At 70.6% G+C, this 18,672-nt stretch carries 19 protein-coding genes and 1 pseudogene; 8 read left to right on the top strand and 12 right to left on the bottom strand.

Going from position 1 to position 18,672, the window contains the following annotated elements; genetic code table 11:
• Window positions 1-170: 170 nt before the first annotated feature.
• Window positions 171-1,343 carry an MFS transporter gene (locus tag ABII15_RS35460; RefSeq protein ID WP_353946380.1) on the bottom strand — a complete coding sequence of 391 codons (1,173 nt, stop codon included), beginning with the start codon at window positions 1,341-1,343 and terminating at the stop codon, window positions 171-173.
• 116 nt (window positions 1,344-1,459) lie between these two features.
• Here ABII15_RS35460 and ABII15_RS35455 point away from each other — a divergent pair, with 116 nt between their 5' ends.
• Complete coding sequence (locus ABII15_RS35455) at window positions 1,460-2,419, top strand: ArsR family transcriptional regulator (RefSeq protein ID WP_353946379.1); 960 nt, start codon at window positions 1,460-1,462, stop codon at window positions 2,417-2,419.
• A gap of 306 nt (window positions 2,420-2,725) precedes the next feature.
• Here the strand turns inward: ABII15_RS35455 and ABII15_RS35450 are convergent, their stop codons facing one another.
• Window positions 2,726-3,661: an alpha/beta fold hydrolase gene (locus ABII15_RS35450; protein WP_353946378.1), complete on the bottom strand. Its 936-nt coding sequence runs from the start codon at window positions 3,659-3,661 to the stop codon at window positions 2,726-2,728.
• A 109-nt stretch (window positions 3,662-3,770) separates the two neighbouring features.
• Here ABII15_RS35450 and ABII15_RS35445 point away from each other — a divergent pair, with 109 nt between their 5' ends.
• Window positions 3,771-4,361, top strand: a complete 591-nt coding sequence (locus tag ABII15_RS35445; protein ID WP_353946377.1) for a helix-turn-helix domain-containing protein — start codon at window positions 3,771-3,773, stop codon at window positions 4,359-4,361.
• Window positions 4,362-4,427: 66 nt separating this feature from the next.
• Here ABII15_RS35445 and ABII15_RS35440 read toward each other — a convergent pair.
• A pseudogene (locus tag ABII15_RS35440) lies at window positions 4,428-4,562 on the bottom strand (Tn3 family transposase); the annotation flags it as partial.
• Window positions 4,563-4,655: 93 nt separating this feature from the next.
• Between ABII15_RS35440 and ABII15_RS35435 the strand changes: the two are divergent.
• Window positions 4,656-5,039: a hypothetical protein gene (locus ABII15_RS35435; RefSeq protein WP_353946376.1), complete on the top strand. Its 384-nt coding sequence runs from the start codon at window positions 4,656-4,658 to the stop codon at window positions 5,037-5,039.
• Window positions 5,040-5,097: 58 nt separating this feature from the next.
• On the opposite strand, the gene tsaD is transcribed toward ABII15_RS35435, so the two are convergent.
• On the bottom strand, window positions 5,098-6,195 hold the full coding sequence (tsaD, locus tag ABII15_RS35430) for a tRNA (adenosine(37)-N6)-threonylcarbamoyltransferase complex transferase subunit TsaD (protein WP_353946375.1): 1,098 nt from the start codon (window positions 6,193-6,195) through the stop codon (window positions 5,098-5,100).
• 233 nt (window positions 6,196-6,428) lie between these two features.
• Between tsaD and ABII15_RS35425 the strand changes: the two genes are divergently transcribed.
• Entirely contained in the window at window positions 6,429-7,388 is a 960-nt protein-coding gene (locus ABII15_RS35425) for an SMP-30/gluconolactonase/LRE family protein (RefSeq protein WP_353946374.1), read from the top strand.
• A 16-nt stretch (window positions 7,389-7,404) separates the two neighbouring features.
• Here the strand turns inward: ABII15_RS35425 and ABII15_RS35420 are convergent, their stop codons facing one another.
• Complete coding sequence (locus ABII15_RS35420) at window positions 7,405-9,285, bottom strand: SpoIIE family protein phosphatase (RefSeq protein ID WP_353946373.1); 1,881 nt, start codon at window positions 9,283-9,285, stop codon at window positions 7,405-7,407.
• Window positions 9,286-9,476: 191 nt separating this feature from the next.
• On the bottom strand, window positions 9,477-9,917 hold the full coding sequence (locus ABII15_RS35415; protein WP_353946372.1) for an ATP-binding protein: 441 nt from the start codon (window positions 9,915-9,917) through the stop codon (window positions 9,477-9,479).
• Between the two features lie 167 nt (window positions 9,918-10,084).
• Here ABII15_RS35415 and ABII15_RS35410 point away from each other — a divergent pair, with 167 nt between their 5' ends.
• The 3 genes from ABII15_RS35410 to ABII15_RS35400 all read left to right on the top strand — a co-directional run bounded on the left by ABII15_RS35410 (window position 10,085) and on the right by ABII15_RS35400 (window position 11,786).
• Entirely contained in the window at window positions 10,085-10,456 is a 372-nt protein-coding gene (locus tag ABII15_RS35410; RefSeq protein ID WP_353946371.1) for an STAS domain-containing protein, read from the top strand.
• 277 nt (window positions 10,457-10,733) lie between these two features.
• Window positions 10,734-11,510 (top strand): hypothetical protein, encoded by a 777-nt coding sequence (locus ABII15_RS35405; protein ID WP_353946370.1) that lies wholly within the window; start codon window positions 10,734-10,736, stop codon window positions 11,508-11,510.
• A gap of 99 nt (window positions 11,511-11,609) precedes the next feature.
• Window positions 11,610-11,786 carry a hypothetical protein gene (locus tag ABII15_RS35400; protein WP_353946369.1) on the top strand — a complete coding sequence of 59 codons (177 nt, stop codon included), beginning with the start codon at window positions 11,610-11,612 and terminating at the stop codon, window positions 11,784-11,786.
• Between the two features lie 44 nt (window positions 11,787-11,830).
• Here the strand turns inward: ABII15_RS35400 and ABII15_RS35395 are convergent, their stop codons facing one another.
• From ABII15_RS35395 to ABII15_RS35370, 6 genes are all read right to left on the bottom strand, one after another.
• Window positions 11,831-12,895, bottom strand: coding sequence for an iron chelate uptake ABC transporter family permease subunit (locus tag ABII15_RS35395; protein WP_353946368.1), 1,065 nt, complete (start codon window positions 12,893-12,895; stop codon window positions 11,831-11,833).
• The gene (locus ABII15_RS35390; protein ID WP_353947305.1) at window positions 12,892-13,857 is read right to left on the bottom strand and encodes an iron chelate uptake ABC transporter family permease subunit; all 966 of its coding nucleotides are present in this window, start codon (window positions 13,855-13,857) and stop codon (window positions 12,892-12,894) included. The genes ABII15_RS35395 and ABII15_RS35390 overlap by 4 nt, the downstream gene beginning before the upstream one ends.
• 97 nt (window positions 13,858-13,954) lie before the next feature.
• Window positions 13,955-14,995 carry an iron-siderophore ABC transporter substrate-binding protein gene (locus ABII15_RS35385; protein WP_353946367.1) on the bottom strand — a complete coding sequence of 347 codons (1,041 nt, stop codon included), beginning with the start codon at window positions 14,993-14,995 and terminating at the stop codon, window positions 13,955-13,957.
• A gap of 135 nt (window positions 14,996-15,130) precedes the next feature.
• Window positions 15,131-15,805 (bottom strand): 3-oxoacid CoA-transferase subunit B, encoded by a 675-nt coding sequence (locus ABII15_RS35380; protein ID WP_353946366.1) that lies wholly within the window; start codon window positions 15,803-15,805, stop codon window positions 15,131-15,133.
• On the bottom strand, window positions 15,802-16,473 hold the full coding sequence (locus tag ABII15_RS35375; protein WP_353946365.1) for a 3-oxoacid CoA-transferase subunit A: 672 nt from the start codon (window positions 16,471-16,473) through the stop codon (window positions 15,802-15,804). Before ABII15_RS35375 ends, ABII15_RS35380 begins: the two co-directional genes overlap by 4 nt.
• Window positions 16,470-17,675 carry a thiolase family protein gene (locus ABII15_RS35370; protein WP_353946364.1) on the bottom strand — a complete coding sequence of 402 codons (1,206 nt, stop codon included), beginning with the start codon at window positions 17,673-17,675 and terminating at the stop codon, window positions 16,470-16,472. The genes ABII15_RS35375 and ABII15_RS35370 overlap by 4 nt, the downstream gene beginning before the upstream one ends.
• Before the next feature lie 94 nt (window positions 17,676-17,769).
• Here ABII15_RS35370 and ABII15_RS35365 point away from each other — a divergent pair, with 94 nt between their 5' ends.
• Window positions 17,770-18,654, top strand: coding sequence for a LysR family transcriptional regulator (locus ABII15_RS35365; protein WP_353946363.1), 885 nt, complete (start codon window positions 17,770-17,772; stop codon window positions 18,652-18,654).
• Window positions 18,655-18,672 lie beyond the last annotated feature (18 nt).

Raw genomic sequence — 18,672 nt, 5'->3', positions numbered from 1 at the left:
TCGAACCGGCTCGCGTCGAGAATGACACGGCCGTCGACAGCGTACGGACCGCACGGCTCTCCGCTCCGGTTCCTCGCGACGAGTCGTCACTCGGCGAGCCGCCCGCCTGAAGCCCAGGCCGGCCGGTCGGCCTCACGCTCCCCGCCCGGTCCCAGGCCGGACCGCACGGGTCAAGCGGACTTACGAGCCCTGACGGCCAACGCATGACGGGTCAGGGCGAGGGCGCAGAGAGCGGCTGCGAGGGCGCAGACGCCGGGCCATCCGGTCTTGGTGTAGGTGTGGGCGCCGAGCCAGGAGCCGACAGTGCCGCCCGTGTAGGCGCAGGTCATGAACGCGGTGTTGAGGCGGGCGCGGGCGTCGGGGCGCACGGCGAGAACGCGTGCGGAGTTGGCGATCATGCCGGACTGCATGGCGGCGTCGAGTACGAGCGCGCCGACGACCAGGGCGACGAGGCCGAGCGGACCGCCCCTGGCACCGGGTACCAGCAGTACGGTCGAGGCGAGCACGGCGACCAGACAGACCGTGTTGACGCGATCCGGGCCGTACCGGTCCGCCATCCGCCCGGCGAGCGGGGTGCAGACCATGCTGGCGGCACCGACCAGGGCGAGCAGACCCACTGCCTGCGCGCCGAACCCGTAGGCGGGACCGGAGAGAAGGAACGCGGCGCAGGTCCATACCGCGGAGAAGGCGGCGAACACGGTCGCCTGATAGAAGGCCGAGCGGCGCAGGTCCGGCTCGGTGCGCAACAGCCGGAACGCGGACGCCAGCAGATCCAGGTAGCGGTCCCCGGATGGAGGAGGCACATACGGCACGGTACGGGAGAGGAGGAAGGCGAGCAGCAGTGTCGTCGTGCCCGCGACGAGGAACGGGGCGCGCCAGCCGAGCCATTCGCCGAGCGAGCCGCTGAAGGTGCGGATGAGGAGCATGCCGCCCATCGACCCGGCGGCGATCGTGCCGAGAACGGAGCCGCGGCGGCTCGCCGGAACCAGTGCCGCGACCAGCGGCCCGCTCAGCGGGGCGGCGATGGTGGTGAGTCCGGTCAGCACGCAGGCGGCGGTGAGGACGGGCAGGTTCGGGGCGAGGCCCGAGGCGAACAGGCCGAGCGCGGCGAGAGCGAGGAGGGCGGGCAGCAGGCGGCGGTGCGGAACGCGGTCGCCGAGCGGTACCAGGAGGAACATGCCCGCGGTGTAGCCGGCCTGGATGGCGGTGACGGCTGTCGCCGCGCCTTGTGGGGAGGTGTGCAGACCGGCGGCGATCAGCGGGATGATGGCCTGGGGCAGATAGATGTTGCCGACCGCGACGGCGCTGGTGAAGGCCAGCAGGACGGCCAGGCCACGTGTCATGCCTGTGACTCGGGGAGTCGCAAGTCCGCCCGTACAGGGGGTGGTTGTGGGGTGTGTCACGCGGTTCAGTGCACACTCTGCTCCGTGGCTCGGGAACGGATGTAGCGTATGCCTTAATGATCAGTTTCGTGCTCGGTGTGGCGGATCTGGCGGCCACCCGCTTCGCGCTCTCGCCCGTCCACGAGGCTGTGCTCAGCCTGCGCGTGCTTCAGGATCCCGGGCTCACCGCCCTGCATCTTCCTTGGCGGCGCCGCGCCCTGGATACGATCCGCGGCACCCTCGACACGGATCTCCTGATGTCCCTGGTGGCCCGGCGCCGCACTCTCCCCGACTTCCTCACCCCACTTCCCCACTGCTTCGCACCGTCCTTCGAGGAACAGCTTGCCCGGGTCCGCCACACCCCGGCGGACCGCGTCCGCGACGACCTGCTCCTGGCCCATCACCCCGATCCGCTGCCGCCTCCCCTGCGCACCGACGACCACGCCGCCCTGCGCGATCGCCTCTGCGACCTCCTGGAGCACTACTGGCGGCTCGTCCTCGCACCCGACTGGGGACAGATGCGCCTCCTCCTCGAAGCCGACATGACCTACCGCGCCAGGCAGCTCGCCCTGGGAGGCGCGCAGGCCCTGTTCACAGGCATCCACCCCAACCTGTCCTGGACGGACGGCACACTCCACATCGACAAGCTCATCGGCCGTCGCACTGTCGACGGCGCGGGGCGCGGCCTGCTCCTGCTCCCGTCCGTCTTCGCCCACAAACCGGCCCCACCGGTCGGCCCGGGTGAGCCGCCCAGCCTGGTCTATCCCTGCCGCGGTCTCGCCACTCTTCGCACTGCCCCGCCCCCCGTTTCGCACAGCGCCCTCGTAGACCTCCTGGGCGCCTCACGCGCCCGGCTCCTCACCCTCCTCTCGGAGCCTCTTCCGACCGTCGAACTCGCCCGCCGCCTCCACGTCACCCCGAGCGCCGTCTCCCAGCACCTACGGGTGTTGCACGCGACGGGGCTCGTGACGCGGGCGCGGGACGGCCGGCAGGTGCTGTACCGCAGAAGCCGACTCGGAGACGAGCTGATGGGCTGACGCGCCTGAAGCCAGGGTTGGCGCCACTTGACACCGCCACCCCCGTCGCGCGTACCCCGCGCCCGCCCAGCGTCGAGGTGGGTCAGGCCGGACGTCCGGCGCTCTTCCACCCTCCGCAGAGGCGATCGCCGAGGTCACGAGTTTGCTCGCGTCCGGCGACGGCAGGCGTTGGGTTCGGCGATACCCGGCCTGTCGGCGCTGTCGCGAGGGCGAGCGGGGCGCATCTCTCGGTGCGTGGGGTCAGCAGTGTGCTGGTGCCCCCGCCAGGAGACTGCCGACCGCTGGTTGACAGGCGCCGCGGAAGCTCTATCCCTGGCCGTGACTCAGCCAATGGGCGATGTCGGCAATGACGACGGGGTCGACATGCTGTGGAGTTCCGTATTCGGCGGGGGTTGATGGTCCTGCGCCGGGAAAGAACAGGTGGTTGTCGGCTTCGTAGACACGGATGTCGGCTTCCGGGCGGCCGGCCAGGCCCGTCCGCCATCGCACGAGGTCGTCCGCGACGGTGACCTGGTAGTCGCGTCCTCCTTGGAGGATGAGCATCGGCTTGCTGAGTCCGGCCGCGATCGCGACAGGGTCGTAGTCACGCAGTTCTAGCCAGTACGACGCGGACAGGCCGAACGGCAGATCTGCTGCGGGGGTCGAGAGCGTGAGTTCCGCGCTGTCGACCAGGGCGGCCTGCCGCTGGAAGGTCTCGATGACCGCGGGTGGGACCTGGTCGGGAAGCACCGAGGCGAGGTAGCTGACGACGCGGACAGCGGCGTGGTGCATCGGCTGCGTGTCACCGGCCATGATCACGAGGCCCGCCACCGTGGGTGCGGCGACGGCGACGGCGGGGGCGACCTTGCCGCCCATGCTGTGGCCGAGGACGAAGATCCGCTCGGGATCCACCGAGCGGTGGCTACGGAGCAGGTCGACCGCGTCGACGGCATGCGGCACGTATTCCTGCGTCATCGTCAGGTCCGGTGCCGCGGCCACATCGCGGTGGGCGTAGGTGGCCTTGTCGAAGCGCAGCACTGTCGTCCCGCGGCTGGCGAGCCCCCAAGCCAGGTCCTTGAGCGGCTTGTTCGGCCCGCTGGTCTCGTCGCGGTCGAACGGTCCACCACCGGCGAGCAGCACCACGCCGGGGCCGGGAGCCTGCCCGCGGGGGACGCTCACCGTGCCTGACACCGCGAACGGGCCGGTGCCGACGGTGACCTCGTACTCGCTGAAGCGGCCGGACTCGGCATAGGGCGGTGGCATCCAAGCGAGTTCTGAGCCGGTCATGGACTCTGTCGCAGCGCCGTCAGACATCCCATCACAACCTTTCTCAAATGATGCGAACGGTAGCATGGCGTGAGATCATTGCGGGATGGACGCTTTCGAACTCTTGGCTCACCCGGTGCGGTTGCGAGTGGTTCATGCGATGTGCGGTGGCAGGGAGCTGACCACCGCCGAGCTGTGCGACCGCATTCGGGACGTCTCGAAGGCCACGATCTACCGGCACGTCGACCTGCTCGCAGCGGGTGGGGTCCTGGAAGTCGCCATGGAACGACGCGTGCGCGGCGCCGTCGAGCGCCGCTACCGGCTGCGCCGCGACCGCGCGGGGATCAGTACGGACACGGTCAATTCGCTCTCGCTCGACGACCATCGCAGCGCATTCGCCGCCGCTCTGGCGGTTCTGGCTGCCGAGTTCACCGCATATCTCGACCGCGACACGGCCGACCCGGTAGCCGACCTGGTCGGCTACCGACAGCATGCCGTCTGGCTCAGCCCCGGGGAACTGCGCGGGATGATCGACGGGATGCGGGAGGCGATCGCCCCCCGCCTGGCCAACGAGCCATCACCCGACCGCACGCAGTACTTGATCAGCCCGATCCTCTTCCCCGTCGAAGCGCCGCCGACCGAGACCGGCACCGATGACACCGCCACGGGCAGCCGGAGCCCGGGACCCTGTAGCTGAGCAAAGTCCACCACTGCCCCCCCGTGGCCGGTTTGCCCCGAGGCCCAAGCCGCACGACCGGTTCCGGCCGAGCGCCCCGATCCGGTCCTCCATGCCGTCCTGGTAGCGCTGGTAGAGCTGCCCCGCCCACCCGTGGAAGATCTCCCGGGCGAGCTCGTGGCGGCCTTCCTGGAGGTTGGCCTGCACCTTCCTCGCCCTCCGGGGCGGCGTCGAAGTCCACTCGGGGATCATTTCAATTGCCGACAGCCTGCCCCCCCCAGCGATCCTGGGCGCCCAGCAAGGAAGGAAGTCGGGATGGGACTGATGCTCTTCCCAGGTGACGACGACGTGGCGAGCCCTGATGTCTCGTGGTCCTACACCGGCTTCAGCATGTTCCGGAGATGGTTGGCCCAGACCGAGGGGTTCGTGCTGGCCGAGATGGACGGTTTCGGCGGAGACCGCCAGTGGGCCAGCGTCTCCACCACGCTGGAGCCGCTGCTCAACCATCCAGACGACGATGGCCCCGACCTCACTCCCGCTCAATGCGCGGCCATGCTGCCCCGATTGGAAGCAATTCTCGATCACCGTCTGCCGGACGACGGAGACCCTGTCCTACGTCGGCGTATCGAAGACACCGGCCAGTTGGTCACCGTCCTTCGGTCTTGCGTGGAGAAGAACGTTGAGCTCATCTTCGGCTGAACCGGGAGTACGGAGCGACCTATCGTCGAGGGGCAGGACCATAGTCGCGGGACGACCTTTAGACGGCCCAGGCCGCCCGGGCCACGGGCACGGCCGACGGTGTCAGGGCGGCGTACTCCAGCGGGGCGGACGGGTCGATGGAGACATCGAGTGGGGCCGGTTCGGCGCCGGAGCGGACCAGCAGGTCCCCGACCGCGGCGATCATGGCGCCGTTGTCGGTGCACAGGGTCATCGGCGGTACGCGCAGCTCGATGCCCGCAGCCCGGCAGCGTTGTTCGGCCAGGGCGCGCACGCGCGAGTTGGCGGCCACTCCCCCGACCACGATCAGCGTCTGGACGTCGTGGTCGCGGCAGGCGCGAAGGGCTTTGCGGGTGAGGACGTCGGCGACGGCCTCCTGGAGCGCGGCCGCGCCGTCGGCGACCGGCGGTTCCGTGCCCCGCTGACGGTGCTGTTCCACCCAGCGGGCGGCGGCCGTCTTGAGTCCCGAGAAGGAGAACGCGTACGGATCGTCGCCGGACTTGGTCAGCGGGCGCGGGAACGCGACCGCGTCCGGGTCCCCCGCCCTCGCGGCACGGTCGATGGCGGGACCGCCCGGGTAGGGCAGGCCCAGGATGCGGGCGACCTTGTCGAAGCATTCGCCGGCCGCGTCGTCGAGGGTGTCGCCCAGGTGCAGGATCGGCTCACGCACCAGATCCCGGACCAGGAGCAGAGAGGTGTGGCCGCCGGAGACGATGAGCACGACGCACGGCCGGGGCAGCGGGCCGTGTTCCAGGGTGTCGGCGGCGACGTGTCCGGCCAGGTGGTGCACCCCGTACAGCGGGACTCCCGCCGCGTACGCGAGGGACTTCGCTCCGGCCAGGCCGACCTGTAGGGCGCCCGACAGTCCGGGGCCGGTGGTGACGGCGACCGCGTCGATCTGCCCGAGCCGCAGCCCGGCCTCGGTCATTGCCTGTCGCACGACCGGCGTGAACGCCTGGAGGTGAGCCCGCGAGGCGATCTCGGGGACCACGCCGCCGAAGCGCGCGTGCTCGTCCATGCTCGACGCCACCACGTGGGCCAGCAGTTTTCCGTCCTGCACGATGCCCGCACCGGTCTCGTCGCACGACGACTCGATCCCCAGCACCACCGGTCCGCTCACTACGATCTCCTTCTGCATGATTTCAGCAGTTGCAATATATGTGCAATACGGGCGTTCGCTCAAAGTTCGGCATGACCGGCCCGACCGGGCCCAGTTGAGGTACCCGCAGGGAGGCGGCGCGGCCAATCCCCGTGCGCGGCCCGCTGTCTGGCGACGGTCGCCGCCGGTGTGGGATCGTGCGGTGTGCTCCCCTACGACGAAGTGATGGCCCTCGCCCGCCGTGTCCGTACGCGCCGGAAGCCGTGACGCCGATGGCTACCGGTGAGGACCGCCAGAGCGGGCTGCGGTTGGTGCCCCTGGGTGGAGAAGGGCCGGAGCACGTCACCGGTGACGGAACCGGTGGCCTACTGACCGGTGTCGCCGACGGGCGGATCCTCGGGGTCGACCCCGACACCGGCCGGGTGCACACGGTGGCGGACACCGGCGGGCGGCCCCTCGGACTTCTCCTCGGCCGCGACGGGGACCTACTCGTGTGCGACGCCGAAAAAGGGCTCCTGCGCGTCGACCTCGCGTCGGGCAAGGCGACGCCCCTCCTCACCACGGTCCAGGGCAGACCGCTGGGCGTGTGCAGCAATGTCGCGCAGGACCGCGACGGCGTGCTGTACGTGACCGATGCCAGCAGCCGGTACGGGCTCGCCGAATGGAAGCGGGACCTGCTGGAACACATCGGGTCCGGCCGGCTGATCCGGCTGTCCCCCGACGGCACGGCCGACGTGCTCCTCGACGGACTGCGGTTCGCCAACGGCGTGGCGCTCTCCCCCGACGGATCGCACGTCGTGGTCGCCGAGACCGGAACGCGCCGCCTGCACCGCGTGTGGCTGTCCGGCGCCCGAGCCGGGCGGCACGACGTGCTGACCGACGCTCTGCCCGGCTACCCGGACAACCTCACCGTGACGGCCGACGGACTGATCTGGGTCGCCGTCGCCGGACCGCCGGACGTTCTCCTCGAAGCGGTGCACCGCGCCCCCGCCGTCGTACGCCGACGCGCCGCGGCACTCCCGCCCAAGCTGCTGCCGGACCCCCGCCCGAGCGTCCGCGCGCTCGCCCTCGACTTCTCGGGGCGACGGATCCACGACGTACGGTTCCCCGCGCGCGGATTCCGTATGGTCACCAGCGCCTACTCTGCCGACGGCCGACTGTTCCTCGGCAGCCTGCGGGGCACCTTCCTGGCCGTCACCCCGCTGCCCGCCGGAGCGTCGAACGGCACGTGACGCATCCGCCGGCAGCTCAGTCTCCGGGGACGCGCAGGGCGAGCAGCGCGATGTCGTCGTGCGCGTCGGGCCCGGCGACGTGGTCGGTGAGACGGTCGAGCAGGGCGGGAAGAGCGTCGTGGCGGTGGGCGGCGAGGAAGCGGCCTGCCTTGTCCACGGTTGTGTCGATGTCGGTGCGTTGTTCCTCGACGAGGCCGTCCGTGTACAGGAGCAGAAGACTGCCCGGGACCAGACGCACCCGGTGATCCTTGCGGGGGCTCGCGCCGGACAGTCCGGGGAAGACGAGCTGTCCGTGTTCGCGCAGGCGGCGCACGGTTCCGTCGGGGGCGACGAGGAGCGGCGGCGGGTGTCCGGCGTTGGTGAACGTCAGTTCCCAGGTGCCCGATTCGGGGCCGGAGCACGAGCGCAGGTGGGCGTGGACCAGGGTGCCGCTCGCGCCGATGTCGAGATGGCGGTTGGCGTGCTCGAAGGCGGTCACGGAGCGGGCGGGCCCCTGGCCGGGGTGGTCCAGGTCGGCCTGGCGCAGCATGCTGCGGGCCTGTCCCATCAAGGTGGTGGCGTTGAGGTCGTGGCCGGTGATGTCACCGACCGACACCGCTACGGTCACGGGCACGGGCGAGTTCTCACCGCCTTGTGCCGCGGAGGGCAGCACATAGGCGTCGTACCAGTCGCCGCCCACCAGTTCGCCGTCGTTCGCCGGGCGGTAGAGGGCGGCGAGCTCCAGCCCGTCGACAGCGGGCAGGTCCGTGAGCAGCGCCTCCTGCATCTGCCGTGCCGTGTCGATCCGGCTGTCGACGAACAGGGCCCGTTCGACCGCGCGGGCGGTGTAGCCGGCCAGTGAGGCGAGCATGGCCTGTTCCAGGATGTCGATCTCGTGGCGGTGGTCCCAGCCGAGCACGAGAGTGCCCAGTGGGATGACCGTGCCCGGCAGCGGGACGCACACCGCACTGCTCAGGCCCAGGCTCAAGAAGGCCGCGACGGCGTCCGCGTCGTACTCGCGCGCGAGTTCCTGAATGCTGTGGACGGTGATCGTGCGGTTCTCGCGGGCCGCGCGGGCGGTCGGCCAGGCGGCGTCGAGCCGATAGGTCTCGAACTCCTCCTCCATCGGCGCGCTGCCGGTGGCGTCGACCAGGCGGCGCAGTCTGTCCTCGCCGTCGACCACGACCAGTCCCACGTACACGGGCTTCAGATCGCTGGTGACCAGGTCGCGCATCTGCTGGCGCACCTCGGCGAGCCCGGTGGTGCCGGCGAGCGCGTCGGCGGCGCGCAGCAGCAGCTGGGAGCGCTCAAGTGCGGTGCGCAGCCTGCCCGTCAGCTCTCCGGCCTGGGCACGGGCGGCTTCGCGCTGCCGGGAGACCACCCGCAGCCGCAGCTCCGCCGAGCAGGCCGCGGCGAGGTCCTCCAGTGCCTGGAGCTCGTGCGGTGTCCACTGCCGGGGCCGGGTGTCGATCGCGCAGAGCGCTCCCAGCACCTCTCCTTCGGTGTCCGTCAGTGGCATTCCGGCGTACGCGTTCACGCCCAGGTCCTCGATGGCCGGGCTGTCCTCGGTACGGGGATCGAGGCGGGTGTCGGCGACGACGAAGGGCTGTGCGTCGGACACCACGTGGCGGCACATCGCGTGGGAGAGCGGGGTACGGCGAGCCGTGGCCCACGGTTCTCCGAGGCCGGCCATGCCGGGGAGGAGCTGCCCGTGGTCCGTCACCATCGACACCAACGCCACGGGCACGCCCAGCAGTTCGGTCACCAGGCGGGCGAACCGGTCCATGCCCGCGTCCGCCGCGGCCGACAGTCCGGTCTCGCGTACCGCTTCCAGCCGCTCGGGACGGGTGACCTCCTCCGGCTCCGCCTGCGTCTCGTCCACCCCCGGATCCACCACGGCCTCCCCCCGGTGACTCACTCGCTCACGATCTCGAACTGTTGATGCGGGGCAACAATAATCCCACGTCGGCCGCCCCGCGATCGGCTTCGCCCATGACGTATCGGCGTACGACAGGACTCCCCCGCGCCTGCCCGGTGAACCGCCGAGGAGCCCGGTGTACGAAGTCTCCCGCCGCCTGTGCGAGCGCGGGGTCGTCGGCGGACAGAATCTCAGGCGTCGGGCAGGGCGAGCGTGGCGACGATCCGTTTTCCGACGGTGGTGGAGTGGACGGTGAGGCTCTCCGTGAGGAGGGTGACGATCTCCAGACCGTGCTGGCCGACCCGATGCGGATCCGTGCCGTGCACCAGGGGCTGCGCCGGGCCGCTGTCCCACACTTCGACCTGCACGCCGCTGTCGTCGATCCGCAACTGCAGCAGTCCGGGCCCGGGAGCGTACTTGATGAGGTTGGTGACGAGTTCGCTGACGACCAATTGGGCGTTCTCCACCGTCACGTCGGGCACGTTCATCCGGTGTTCGTCACGTGCCTCGGACAGGAACCGGCGCGCCGCGTCGCGGGCCTCGGATATGCAACCGCTGCCTCCGTCGAGAGCGATCACCTGCTCGAGCGACCCGGCGGCCCCCGATGTCGGGATGGGGCGGAGTGGTGGCATGTGGGCCCCTCGGGCAGACGGCGAACGCCGGGCTCTGACTGCGGCTACGGCTGTGGTGAACTGCGAGTACCCGGCAGACGGTACTTGCACCGGCCGGATCGGCGCACACCTGCGTAAGATTCGGTGCTCGGCAGCTGTCGGTCGCAGCCCTGAGAGATTGAGGAACCGTGACACACCCGCACGGCCCCGCGGAGCAGCCCTCGCGGCTGTCGGTCAGCCACAGCACCGCGTCGGACATCGAGATCGTGACCGCGAAGGGCGAGATCGACGCCTCGAACATCGCGGTGCTCACCACGGCCCTGGCCTGCCCCGACGCGGCGAGCCGGGCGCCCAGGAGGGTGCTCGATCTGGGCGCGGTGACGTTCATGGACTCCACCGGCATCAACGCCCTGCTCACCGCGCACCGCCAGGCCGAGGAGGCGGGCGGCTGGCTGCGGCTGGCGAACATGGACGGACCGGTCCTGCGCCTGGTCGAACTCGTCGGCATCGACCAGGTCATCGCCTGCTACCCCAGCGTGGAGCTGGCCCGGACGAGCTGAACCTCGCACCCCCTCGGCATCCGCGCCGTACCCCGACGCGGGTGGATCTTCCTCAAGGGAGCGCATGCGCGAATTCGGGGAGCGTCACACAGAACATGCGCCCCCAGGACGCGCGCCCCTGCTTCTGTCGAACTTCACTCATTCAGGGGAGCAGCGACCATGCCACCGGCATGCCCTCCGACATACTGCTGCCTTCATCTTGACGGTAACGGGGAATAGATCACTGTTCCGAGGCGGTGGACACACGCCTCGCGGGGGGGCACCTTTGAAAAAGACGTTGGCCGTATCGAAGGCGATTGCACTCGCCCTGTTACCGATCGTCTCACCGGGCCTGACATATTTCTGCGGCAGTCAACTCGCCCGCGCGGAAGGGATGGTGAGGTGGTGTTTCATCGGCCTCGGCGCCCTCTTCGCCATCATGGCTCCGCTGCTCTCCTGGTTCAGTCAGAAGCGTGAGCGGCGCAATGCGGTGATCAAGAATGAGGCGGTCATCTCCGCTGTCGCTGACCAGATGGGAACGCTGGTCACCAAGCCCGACAATCGCGAGGCCACGCTGACGACGATCCGCAACCGGCTCACCGACTGCGCAGCTCAGCACGCCGGCCCCAAGGCGCGGGCGGGCTTCTTCGCCCTGCGCAACAGGCGGCAGCTGCGGCTGGTCGCCTACTGCAACCGGGACACGGAACCGAGCCAGTTGGACCGCCGGGACGAAGAGCGGCTCCTCAACGCCATGAACGGCAAGGAGATCGTCTACGTAAAGGACACCCTGAACGCCGACGGAAATCTGGATATCAGTCTCGGGGACTCCTACAGGTCGGCTATCGCAGCCCCCGTGTACGCGGGAAACGAACCGCAGGGAATTCTGTTGATCGACGCTCCGGAACCCAAGCAGCTGACCAAGAAACACGTGCGCGCTTCCTACATACGCGCCATCACCCATCTTCTGGGGACCGCTCACGCGATGGGTGATGTCGACCGCAACGGGAGAACGGTGCCTCGCCAGCCGGGCAGAGGTCAGAACGGTAAGCCTACCCCAACTCAGGGTAAGGACTAGCTGAGATGCCCGAACCATCCCGACACCATCCAATCGACCTTAATGTTCGAGTCGACCTTAATGTTCGAGATAGCTGGCGCATTGTTCCGGGGGGACAGCATGTCTGAACGCGAAGCCGAGATCATCGAGTCGGGGCGAGCCTGGATGGCGGGCAAGGTCCCCAGCGACGAGTACTTCTCCAAGGTCGTCGAGTCCACGGCCGTCACCCCGGGCGGGGAGTTGCTCAACCGGCTGCGCGCCGTGGTCGCGGCGGTCGCCAACTGGGTGCGCAGGTAGGCCCCGGCGGGCCGGGGCCACCGGGGCGGACGCCGCGAAGGGCGCTACAGCAGCCCCTTCCGCCACTCACGGAACAGCAGGTGCCCCAGATACAGTCCGCCCAGGGCCATGGTCCACACGCCGACCGGCAACTTCTCGAAGACCGGGGCGTTCTGGGCGGCGATGTCCGCGGCCACGAGAAGAAGCGCCCCAGTGAGGGCGGACAGGGTCAGATGGGGGCCCGTGCCCCGGGTGACGCGTCGGGCGATCTGCGGGGCGGTGAGGGCGATGAAGGAGATGGGACCCGCCGCGGCGACCGCACCGGCCGACAGAGCGACGGCGGCGACGACGCTCCAGGTGAAGGTGCGGTCCGGATCGGCGCCGAGGGAGGCCGCCGTGTCCCGGCCCAGCTCGCTCGCCGACAGGGGGCGGGACAGGACCGCCGCGAGGGGCGCGCACACCAGCAGGACGACGCCCGCGGTGGCCGCGTCGCTCCAGGAGCGCGCGGTGAGACTGCCGTTGAGGTAGGAGCTGAGGACGGTGGCCTGGTCGCGCTCGATCGCGTACACGATGTACTGGATGAAGGCGGTGGCCATGGCGGTGACCGCGACGCCGGCGACCACGAGCCGGGTGGGATTGCGGAATCCGGTGCCCGTGGACACGTGGACGACGGCCATGGCCAGGACGGCTCCGAGAGCGGCGCCGACCGCGACGGGGAACGACGGCAGGAGCAGGGCGACCAGTGCGGCGCCCGCGCCCGCTCCGGGGGCGATGCCGATGACGTCCGGGCTGCCCAGTGGATTGCGCGTCACCGATTGGAACAGCGCGCCGGAGAGTCCGAACGAGGCGCCGGCGGCGAGGGCGACGACGAGGCGCGGACCCCGCAGCCGTTCCAGGACGAAGGCGTCGATGCTCGCGCCCTGTCCGCCCAGGGTCGACGGGAGGGACGACAGCGGGATGCCGAGCCGGCCGACGGTCAGGGAGGCGACGCAGGCCGCCGCGACGAGGACGAGGAGCGCCAGCCCGGTCCACAGGGTGCGTGCCTGTACGCGGACGTGGAGAGCGGGACCGATCGCCACCCGGTAGCGGCGGGGGCCCGAACCGGCCCGCGTGGAAGGGTGTGTCGTCACGATGCGGACCTCATTCGGCGGACGGCGACGAGGAGGGCCGGGGCTCCGGCGAACGCGGTCACGACACCCACCATGAGCTCCTGGGGCCGGACCACGACCCGGCCCGCCACATCGGCGAGCAGCAGCAGGGAGGGGCCGATGAGGGCGCCGCAGAGGAGCTGTCGGCGCATGTCGACGCCGACCAGGGCGCGTGTGAGGTGCGGAACGGCCAGGCCCACGAAGGCGATCGGGCCGGCGGCGGCGGTCGCCGCGGCGGCCAGCAGTGTGGCGGTGAGCAGGCCGATCGCCTTCACGCGCGTCGGCTGGGCGCCGAGCGCGGCGGCCGTGTCCTCGCCGAGTGCCACGATGTTGAGGCCGCGGGCGAGGACGGCCGCGACGACGAGGCCGACGACGACCAGCGGCACGACGGTCCACACGGCGGTCCAGGTGCGGCCGGTCAGCGCGCCGACGACCCAGTAGCGGTAGTTGTCGAAGGTCGCCGGTCTGCTGAGCGTGACCGCCTGGATGAACGCGCTGAGCACGGCGGTCAGGACGGCGCCGCCGAGGACGAGCCGCACCGGGCTGACCCGTCCGCCGACGATCCCGGCGAGGTACACGAACACGCCGGCGAGCAGGGCGCCAGGCAGCGACCAGAGCAGGATCTGCAGCTGCCCGCTCGCCCCGAAGTAGGCGGTCGCGGCGACGACGCCCGCCGCCGCCCCGGTGTTGACGCCGAGCAGGCCGGGTTCGGCCAGCGGGTTGCGGGTCACGGCCTGCATGAGGGTGCCGGACACGGCCAGGCCGCAGCCGACCAGGATCCCGAGGACCGTACGGGGATAGCGGCTCTCCACGACGGTCAGCGCGTAGCCGTCCCCGCTGCCCGTCAGGGCGTTCCAGACCGCGCCGGCCGGCAGGGTCTTGCTCCCGATCGCGACGCTCGCGAAGCAGGCCAGGGCCAGGACGGCCGCGAGGACGATCACCATCGCGGTGAGGGGAACCCGGCCCGTCCTCCGGCCCGTACCCGGCTTCTCCGGGACCGTCCGCGGGCGGTCCATCTGCTCGACGTCAGTCACGGGAACGCTACTTGCCCGCCTTCTCGACGGCCTTGTCGATGAGCGGCAGGTACCGCTCGATGCTCCACGGCACCGTCAGCGGGTTGAGCATCGAGGAGGCCGTGACGAACGAGTTGTCCGCGCTGTGCACCAGCGCGCCCTTCTTCACCGCGGGCATCGCCGCGTACAGCGGCTGCCGTTCGATCTCGCGGCGGTTCTTCTCGTCGGTGTAGAAGGTGAACAGCAGGTCGCTCTTGTTGAGCTTGTCCGCGTTCTCCAGACCGATGAGGGAGGAGTCCGTGCCCTCGGTCTCCTTGAACGTCTTCACGACCGGGTCGACCTTCAGGCCGAGGGACTTGACCATCTCCACGCGCTGCTCGGTCGGCGAGAACACGCCGAGCGTGCCCGGTCCCGTGTTGTAGATGTACGAGAACTGGTACTTGGCGTAGTCGGGGCGCGTCTTCGCCGCGTCCGCGAGCTGCTTCTTGATGTCGCCGACGAGCTGGTCGGCCTCGTCGGGCTCGCCGAGCGCCTTGGAGACCAGTTCGATCTGCTGGTCCCAGTCGGTGCTCCAGGCCTTGTCCGGGTACGCGACCGTGGGCGCGATGTCCTTCAGCAGGTCGTACTGCTTGGCCGTGATCCCGGACCACGGAGCGAGGATGACGTCGGGGCGCAGCTCCGTGATGGCCTCGATGTCGAGCTGTTCGCCGCCCTTGAACTGCTTGGGCAGGTCGTCGCCCTTCTTCTTCACGGCCTCGTGGATCCACGGCAGGTAGCCGGACTTGTCGCTGCCCCAGGCGTACTCCTCGATGCCCACCGGGGTGTGGCCGAGCGCGATGGCCGTCTCCGCCGAGCCCTGGCCGAGGGTGACCACGCGCTTGGGCTCGCTCTTGATGGTGGCGGTGCCCAGGGCGCTCTTGATGGAGACGGGGAAGGCGCCGCCGCCCGACGAGCCCGCGGCGTCGTCCTGTTGGTCGTCGTTGCCGCACGCGCCGGCCAGCAGCACGAGGGAGGCGGCGGCGGAGACGGCGAACAGGCGTCGCGCTGTGGAGCGGCGCACAACAGGCATGGGACGTCCTTCATCTGGGATGCGGGGTACGGCGGCTTCGGCCCGGCGGGTGTCCAACTCACCCCCGCCGCAGCAAACTTAGGTTAACCTATCCTAATTCTTTGAGAAGTCCATGCCGACCGATGCCGCCCGCCCTCAGCACCCTTCCGCGAAGGTCAGCGGCACCTCCAGACGCGCGGCGAGTTCGTCGGGCGTGATGCCGAAGGTCCGCGTGACCCGGACGCCCCGCGCGGAGATGTCGAACACCGCGAGGTCGGTGTAGACCCGGTCGACGCAGCGGAGTCCGGTGAGCGGGTAGTCGCAGTCGGGGACCAGCTTGGGTGCGCCGTCCTTGGTGAAGAGGGTCATCATCACGAAGACCTTCTTGGCCCCGATCGCGAGGTCCATGGCACCGCCGACGGCGGGGATCGCGTCGGGCGCGCCCGTGTGCCAGTTGGCCAGGTCGCCCGCCTCGGAGACCTGGAACGCGCCGAGGACGCAGATGTCCAGGTGGCCGCCGCGCATCATGGCGAAGGAGTCGGCGTGGTGGAAGTACGCGGCTCCGGGCAGTTCGGTGACGGGGACCTTGCCCGCGTTCGTCAGGTCGGGGTCCACCTCGCCGTCGCGTGCGGCGGGGCCCATGTTGAGCATGCCGTTCTCGGTGTGGAGGACCACGCCGGAGTCCGCGGGCAGGTGGTCGGCGACGAGGGTCGGCTGACCGATGCCCAGATTGACGAAGGCGCCCCGGGGGATGTCGCGGGCGATCAGCGCGGCGATGTCGTGCTTGCCCAGCGGTTCCCGCCGGGCCGTCACTCGGTTCGTGGGGTTCATCGGCGTCCCGCCTCCTGCACGATCCGGTCCACATAGATGCTCGGGGTCACGACGGTCTCCGGGTCGAGGGCGCCGGTCTCCACGACCTCCCGGACCTGCGCGATCACGGTGGTCGCCGCGGTGGCCATGACCGGGCCGAAGTTGCGGGCGGTCTTGCGATAGACGAGGTTGCCCATGCGGTCGGCGCGGTGGGCGCCGATCAGCGCGACGTCGCCCTTGATCGGGTATTCGAGGACGTACGTACGCCCGTCGATCTCGCGGGTCTCCTTGCCCTCCGCGAGCAGGGTGCCGACGCCCGTCGGGCAGTAGAAGGCACCGATGCCGGCGCCCGCCGCCCGCATGCGCTCGGCGAGATTGCCCTGCGGCACGACCTCCAGTTCGATCCTGCCGGTGCGGTAGAGGTCGTCGAAGACCCAGGAGTCGGCCTGTCGCGGAAAGGAGCAGATCACCTTGCGGACGCGCTTCTTGGCGAGGAGCGCGGCGAGTCCGGTGTCGCCGTTGCCGGCGTTGTTGGAGACGACGGTGAGGTCGGTGGCGCCCTGGCGGATCAGCGCGTCGATCAGCTCGACGGGCATGCCGGCCATGCCGAAGCCGCCGACGAGCACGGTGGAGCCGTCCTCGATTCCGGCGACCGCCTCGTCCGGGTCGGCACACAGCTGGGTGGTCATCGCTTCGCCTCCGTGACGTTCTCCAGGACGACCGCGAGGGCCTGGCCTACGCCGATGCAGATGGCGGCCACTCCCCAGCGCTCGCCGGACGTGCGGAGCCGGTGGGCCAGGGTGCCCAGGAGGCGGCCGCCGGACGCGCCGAGGGGATGGCCGAGCGCGATCGCGCCGCCCTTGGTGTTGACGATGTCCGGGTCGATGTCCCAGGCGTCCACGCAGGCGAGGGACTGCACGGCGAACGCCTCGTTGAGCTCCACGGCTCCGACGTCGCGCCACGAGATCCCCGCGGCCTTCAGCGCCCGGTTCGCCGCCTCCACCGGGGCGTAGCCGAACAGTTGCGGGTCGAGTGCGGACACGCCGCGTCCGGCGACGCGGGCGAGCGGGTCGGTGCCGATCCGGGCGGCGGCGGCCTCCGAGCCCAGCAGGACGGCCGAGGCGCCGTCGCTCAGCGGGGAGGCGTTGCCGGCCGTGATGACGCCGTCGGGCCGGAACACCGGCTTGAGCCCGGCCAGCTTCTCCGCGGTGGAGCCGGGACGGATGCCCTCGTCGCGGTCGAGCGTGGTGCCCCTGGCGTCGACGGTGACGGGCACGACGAGGTCGTCGTAGAAGCCGTCGTTCCAGGCGGCGTCGGCGAGTCGGTGGGAGCGGGCGGCGAAGGCGTCCTGGCGTGCGCGGGCGACGGAGAAGCGGTCCGCGAGCTGTTCGTTGGCCTCGCCCAGGGAGACGGTCCACTCCTCGGGCATGCGCTCGTTGACCAGGCGCCAGCCCAGCGTGGTCGACACGGCGGTCATGTCCCCGGCCGGGAAGGCGCGCGAGGGCTTGGGCAGGACCCAGGGCGCGCGGGTCATCGACTCGACGCCGCCGGTGAGCACGATGTCCGCGTCGCCGGTCTCGATGGCGCGGGAGGCGATGATGACGGCGTCCAGGGAGGAGCCGCACAGCCGGTTGACGGTCGTGGCGGGCACCGAGGTCGGCAGTCCCGCGAGCAGGACGGCCATCCTGCCGACGTTGCGGTTGTCCTCACCGGCGCCGTTGGCGTTGCCCCAGACGACGTCGCCGATCTCGGCCGGGTCGAGCGCGGGGGTCCTGGCCAGGGTCCCGGTGACGGCGAGCGCCGCGAGGTCGTCGGGCCGAACGTCCGCCAGGGCCCCGGAGAACTTCCCGAAGGGCGTGCGCGCTGCTGCGTACAGATAACTGTGGGTCACCCCGTCACGCTAGGTGCGCCCTGTTCATCACGTCCAAGACCTAGTCGGCATCGATTCATAAGGTGCCCTTATAAGGACAGGTAGAGTCGTGGGCATGGAACTCCGTCAGCTCCGGTACTTCCTCGCTCTCGCCGAGGAGTGCCACTTCGGGCGCGCGGCGGCCCGGCTGCACGTGGCGCAGCCCGCCCTGTCCCAGCAGATCAAGCAGTTGGAGCGCGAGCTGGGGGTGCAGCTGTTCAACCGCTCGACGCGCCGGGTCGAACCGACCGAGGCCGGCCGCCTGCTCACGGGGTACGCCCGGGCGCTCGTCGCGGAGGAGGAGCGGGCGCGGGTCCATCTGCACGAGCTGGCCACCGGGCATGCCGGGCGGGTGTCCGTCGGCTTCATCGGTACGGCGACGTACGACGTGCTGCCCCGGGTGTCCCGTACCGTCCGCGCACGGCTGCCCGGGATCACCCTGGATCTGCGCGGCGAACTGCTCACCCCGGAACTCGTCGAGGGGCTCACCTCGGGCACGTACGACCTCGCGGTGCTGCGCGGCCGGGTCGCGGGCGAGGGACTGCGCGTGACCTCGCTGCGGTCCGAGCCGCTGGTGGCCGTGCTGCCCGCGCACCATCCGCTGGCCGGCCGGCCGCGGATCCCGCTGAGGGCGCTGGCGGACGAGCCGTTCGTCGTCCATCCCTCGCGGTCCCGGTCCTCGATGTACGACCTGGTGCTGGCGGCATGCGAGCGGGCGGGCTTCTCTCCCGTGTCGCTGACCGAGGTCGGCGAGACGGCGACACTGGTCGTGTTCGTGGCCGCCGGGCACGGGGTCGCCCTGGTCCCGCAGTCGGTACGGAGCCTCAGCCTCGAAGGCGTCACCTACGTACCGCTGGTGGATCCCGAGCCGGTCGACCTGCTGCTCGCGCGGCGGGCCCAGCGGAACTCCCCCGCCGCCGAGCAGGTCGCCTCGGTGATCGAGGAGTGTGCGGCCGGGTGAGGCACGGCCGCCGTACGG

Origin of the sequence: Streptomyces sp. HUAS MG91 (genome assembly GCF_040529335.1) — a bacterium.
GTDB classification, from domain to species: Bacteria; Actinomycetota; Actinomycetes; order Streptomycetales; family Streptomycetaceae; genus Streptomyces; species Streptomyces tabacisoli.
This window is presented reverse-complemented; position numbering and strand designations above follow the sequence as displayed.

Coding starts and splice junctions, on each gene's coding strand:
- ABII15_RS35460 (WP_353946380.1), bottom strand. CDS start 1,343: ATGACACGTGGCCTGGCCGTCCTGCTGGCCTTCACCAGCGCCGTCGCG.
- ABII15_RS35455 (WP_353946379.1), top strand. CDS start 1,460: ATGATCAGTTTCGTGCTCGGTGTGGCGGATCTGGCGGCCACCCGCTTC.
- ABII15_RS35450 (WP_353946378.1), bottom strand. CDS start 3,661: ATGCCACCGCCCTATGCCGAGTCCGGCCGCTTCAGCGAGTACGAGGTC.
- ABII15_RS35445 (WP_353946377.1), top strand. CDS start 3,771: ATGGACGCTTTCGAACTCTTGGCTCACCCGGTGCGGTTGCGAGTGGTT.
- ABII15_RS35435 (WP_353946376.1), top strand. CDS start 4,656: ATGGGACTGATGCTCTTCCCAGGTGACGACGACGTGGCGAGCCCTGAT.
- tsaD (WP_353946375.1), bottom strand. CDS start 6,195: ATGCAGAAGGAGATCGTAGTGAGCGGACCGGTGGTGCTGGGGATCGAG.
- ABII15_RS35425 (WP_353946374.1), top strand. CDS start 6,429: ATGGCTACCGGTGAGGACCGCCAGAGCGGGCTGCGGTTGGTGCCCCTG.
- ABII15_RS35415 (WP_353946372.1), bottom strand. CDS start 9,917: ATGCCACCACTCCGCCCCATCCCGACATCGGGGGCCGCCGGGTCGCTC.
- ABII15_RS35400 (WP_353946369.1), top strand. CDS start 11,610: ATGTCTGAACGCGAAGCCGAGATCATCGAGTCGGGGCGAGCCTGGATG.
- ABII15_RS35390 (WP_353947305.1), bottom strand. CDS start 13,857: ATGGTGATCGTCCTCGCGGCCGTCCTGGCCCTGGCCTGCTTCGCGAGC.
- ABII15_RS35385 (WP_353946367.1), bottom strand. CDS start 14,995: ATGCCTGTTGTGCGCCGCTCCACAGCGCGACGCCTGTTCGCCGTCTCC.
- ABII15_RS35380 (WP_353946366.1), bottom strand. CDS start 15,805: ATGAACCCCACGAACCGAGTGACGGCCCGGCGGGAACCGCTGGGCAAG.
- ABII15_RS35375 (WP_353946365.1), bottom strand. CDS start 16,473: ATGACCACCCAGCTGTGTGCCGACCCGGACGAGGCGGTCGCCGGAATC.
- ABII15_RS35365 (WP_353946363.1), top strand. CDS start 17,770: ATGGAACTCCGTCAGCTCCGGTACTTCCTCGCTCTCGCCGAGGAGTGC.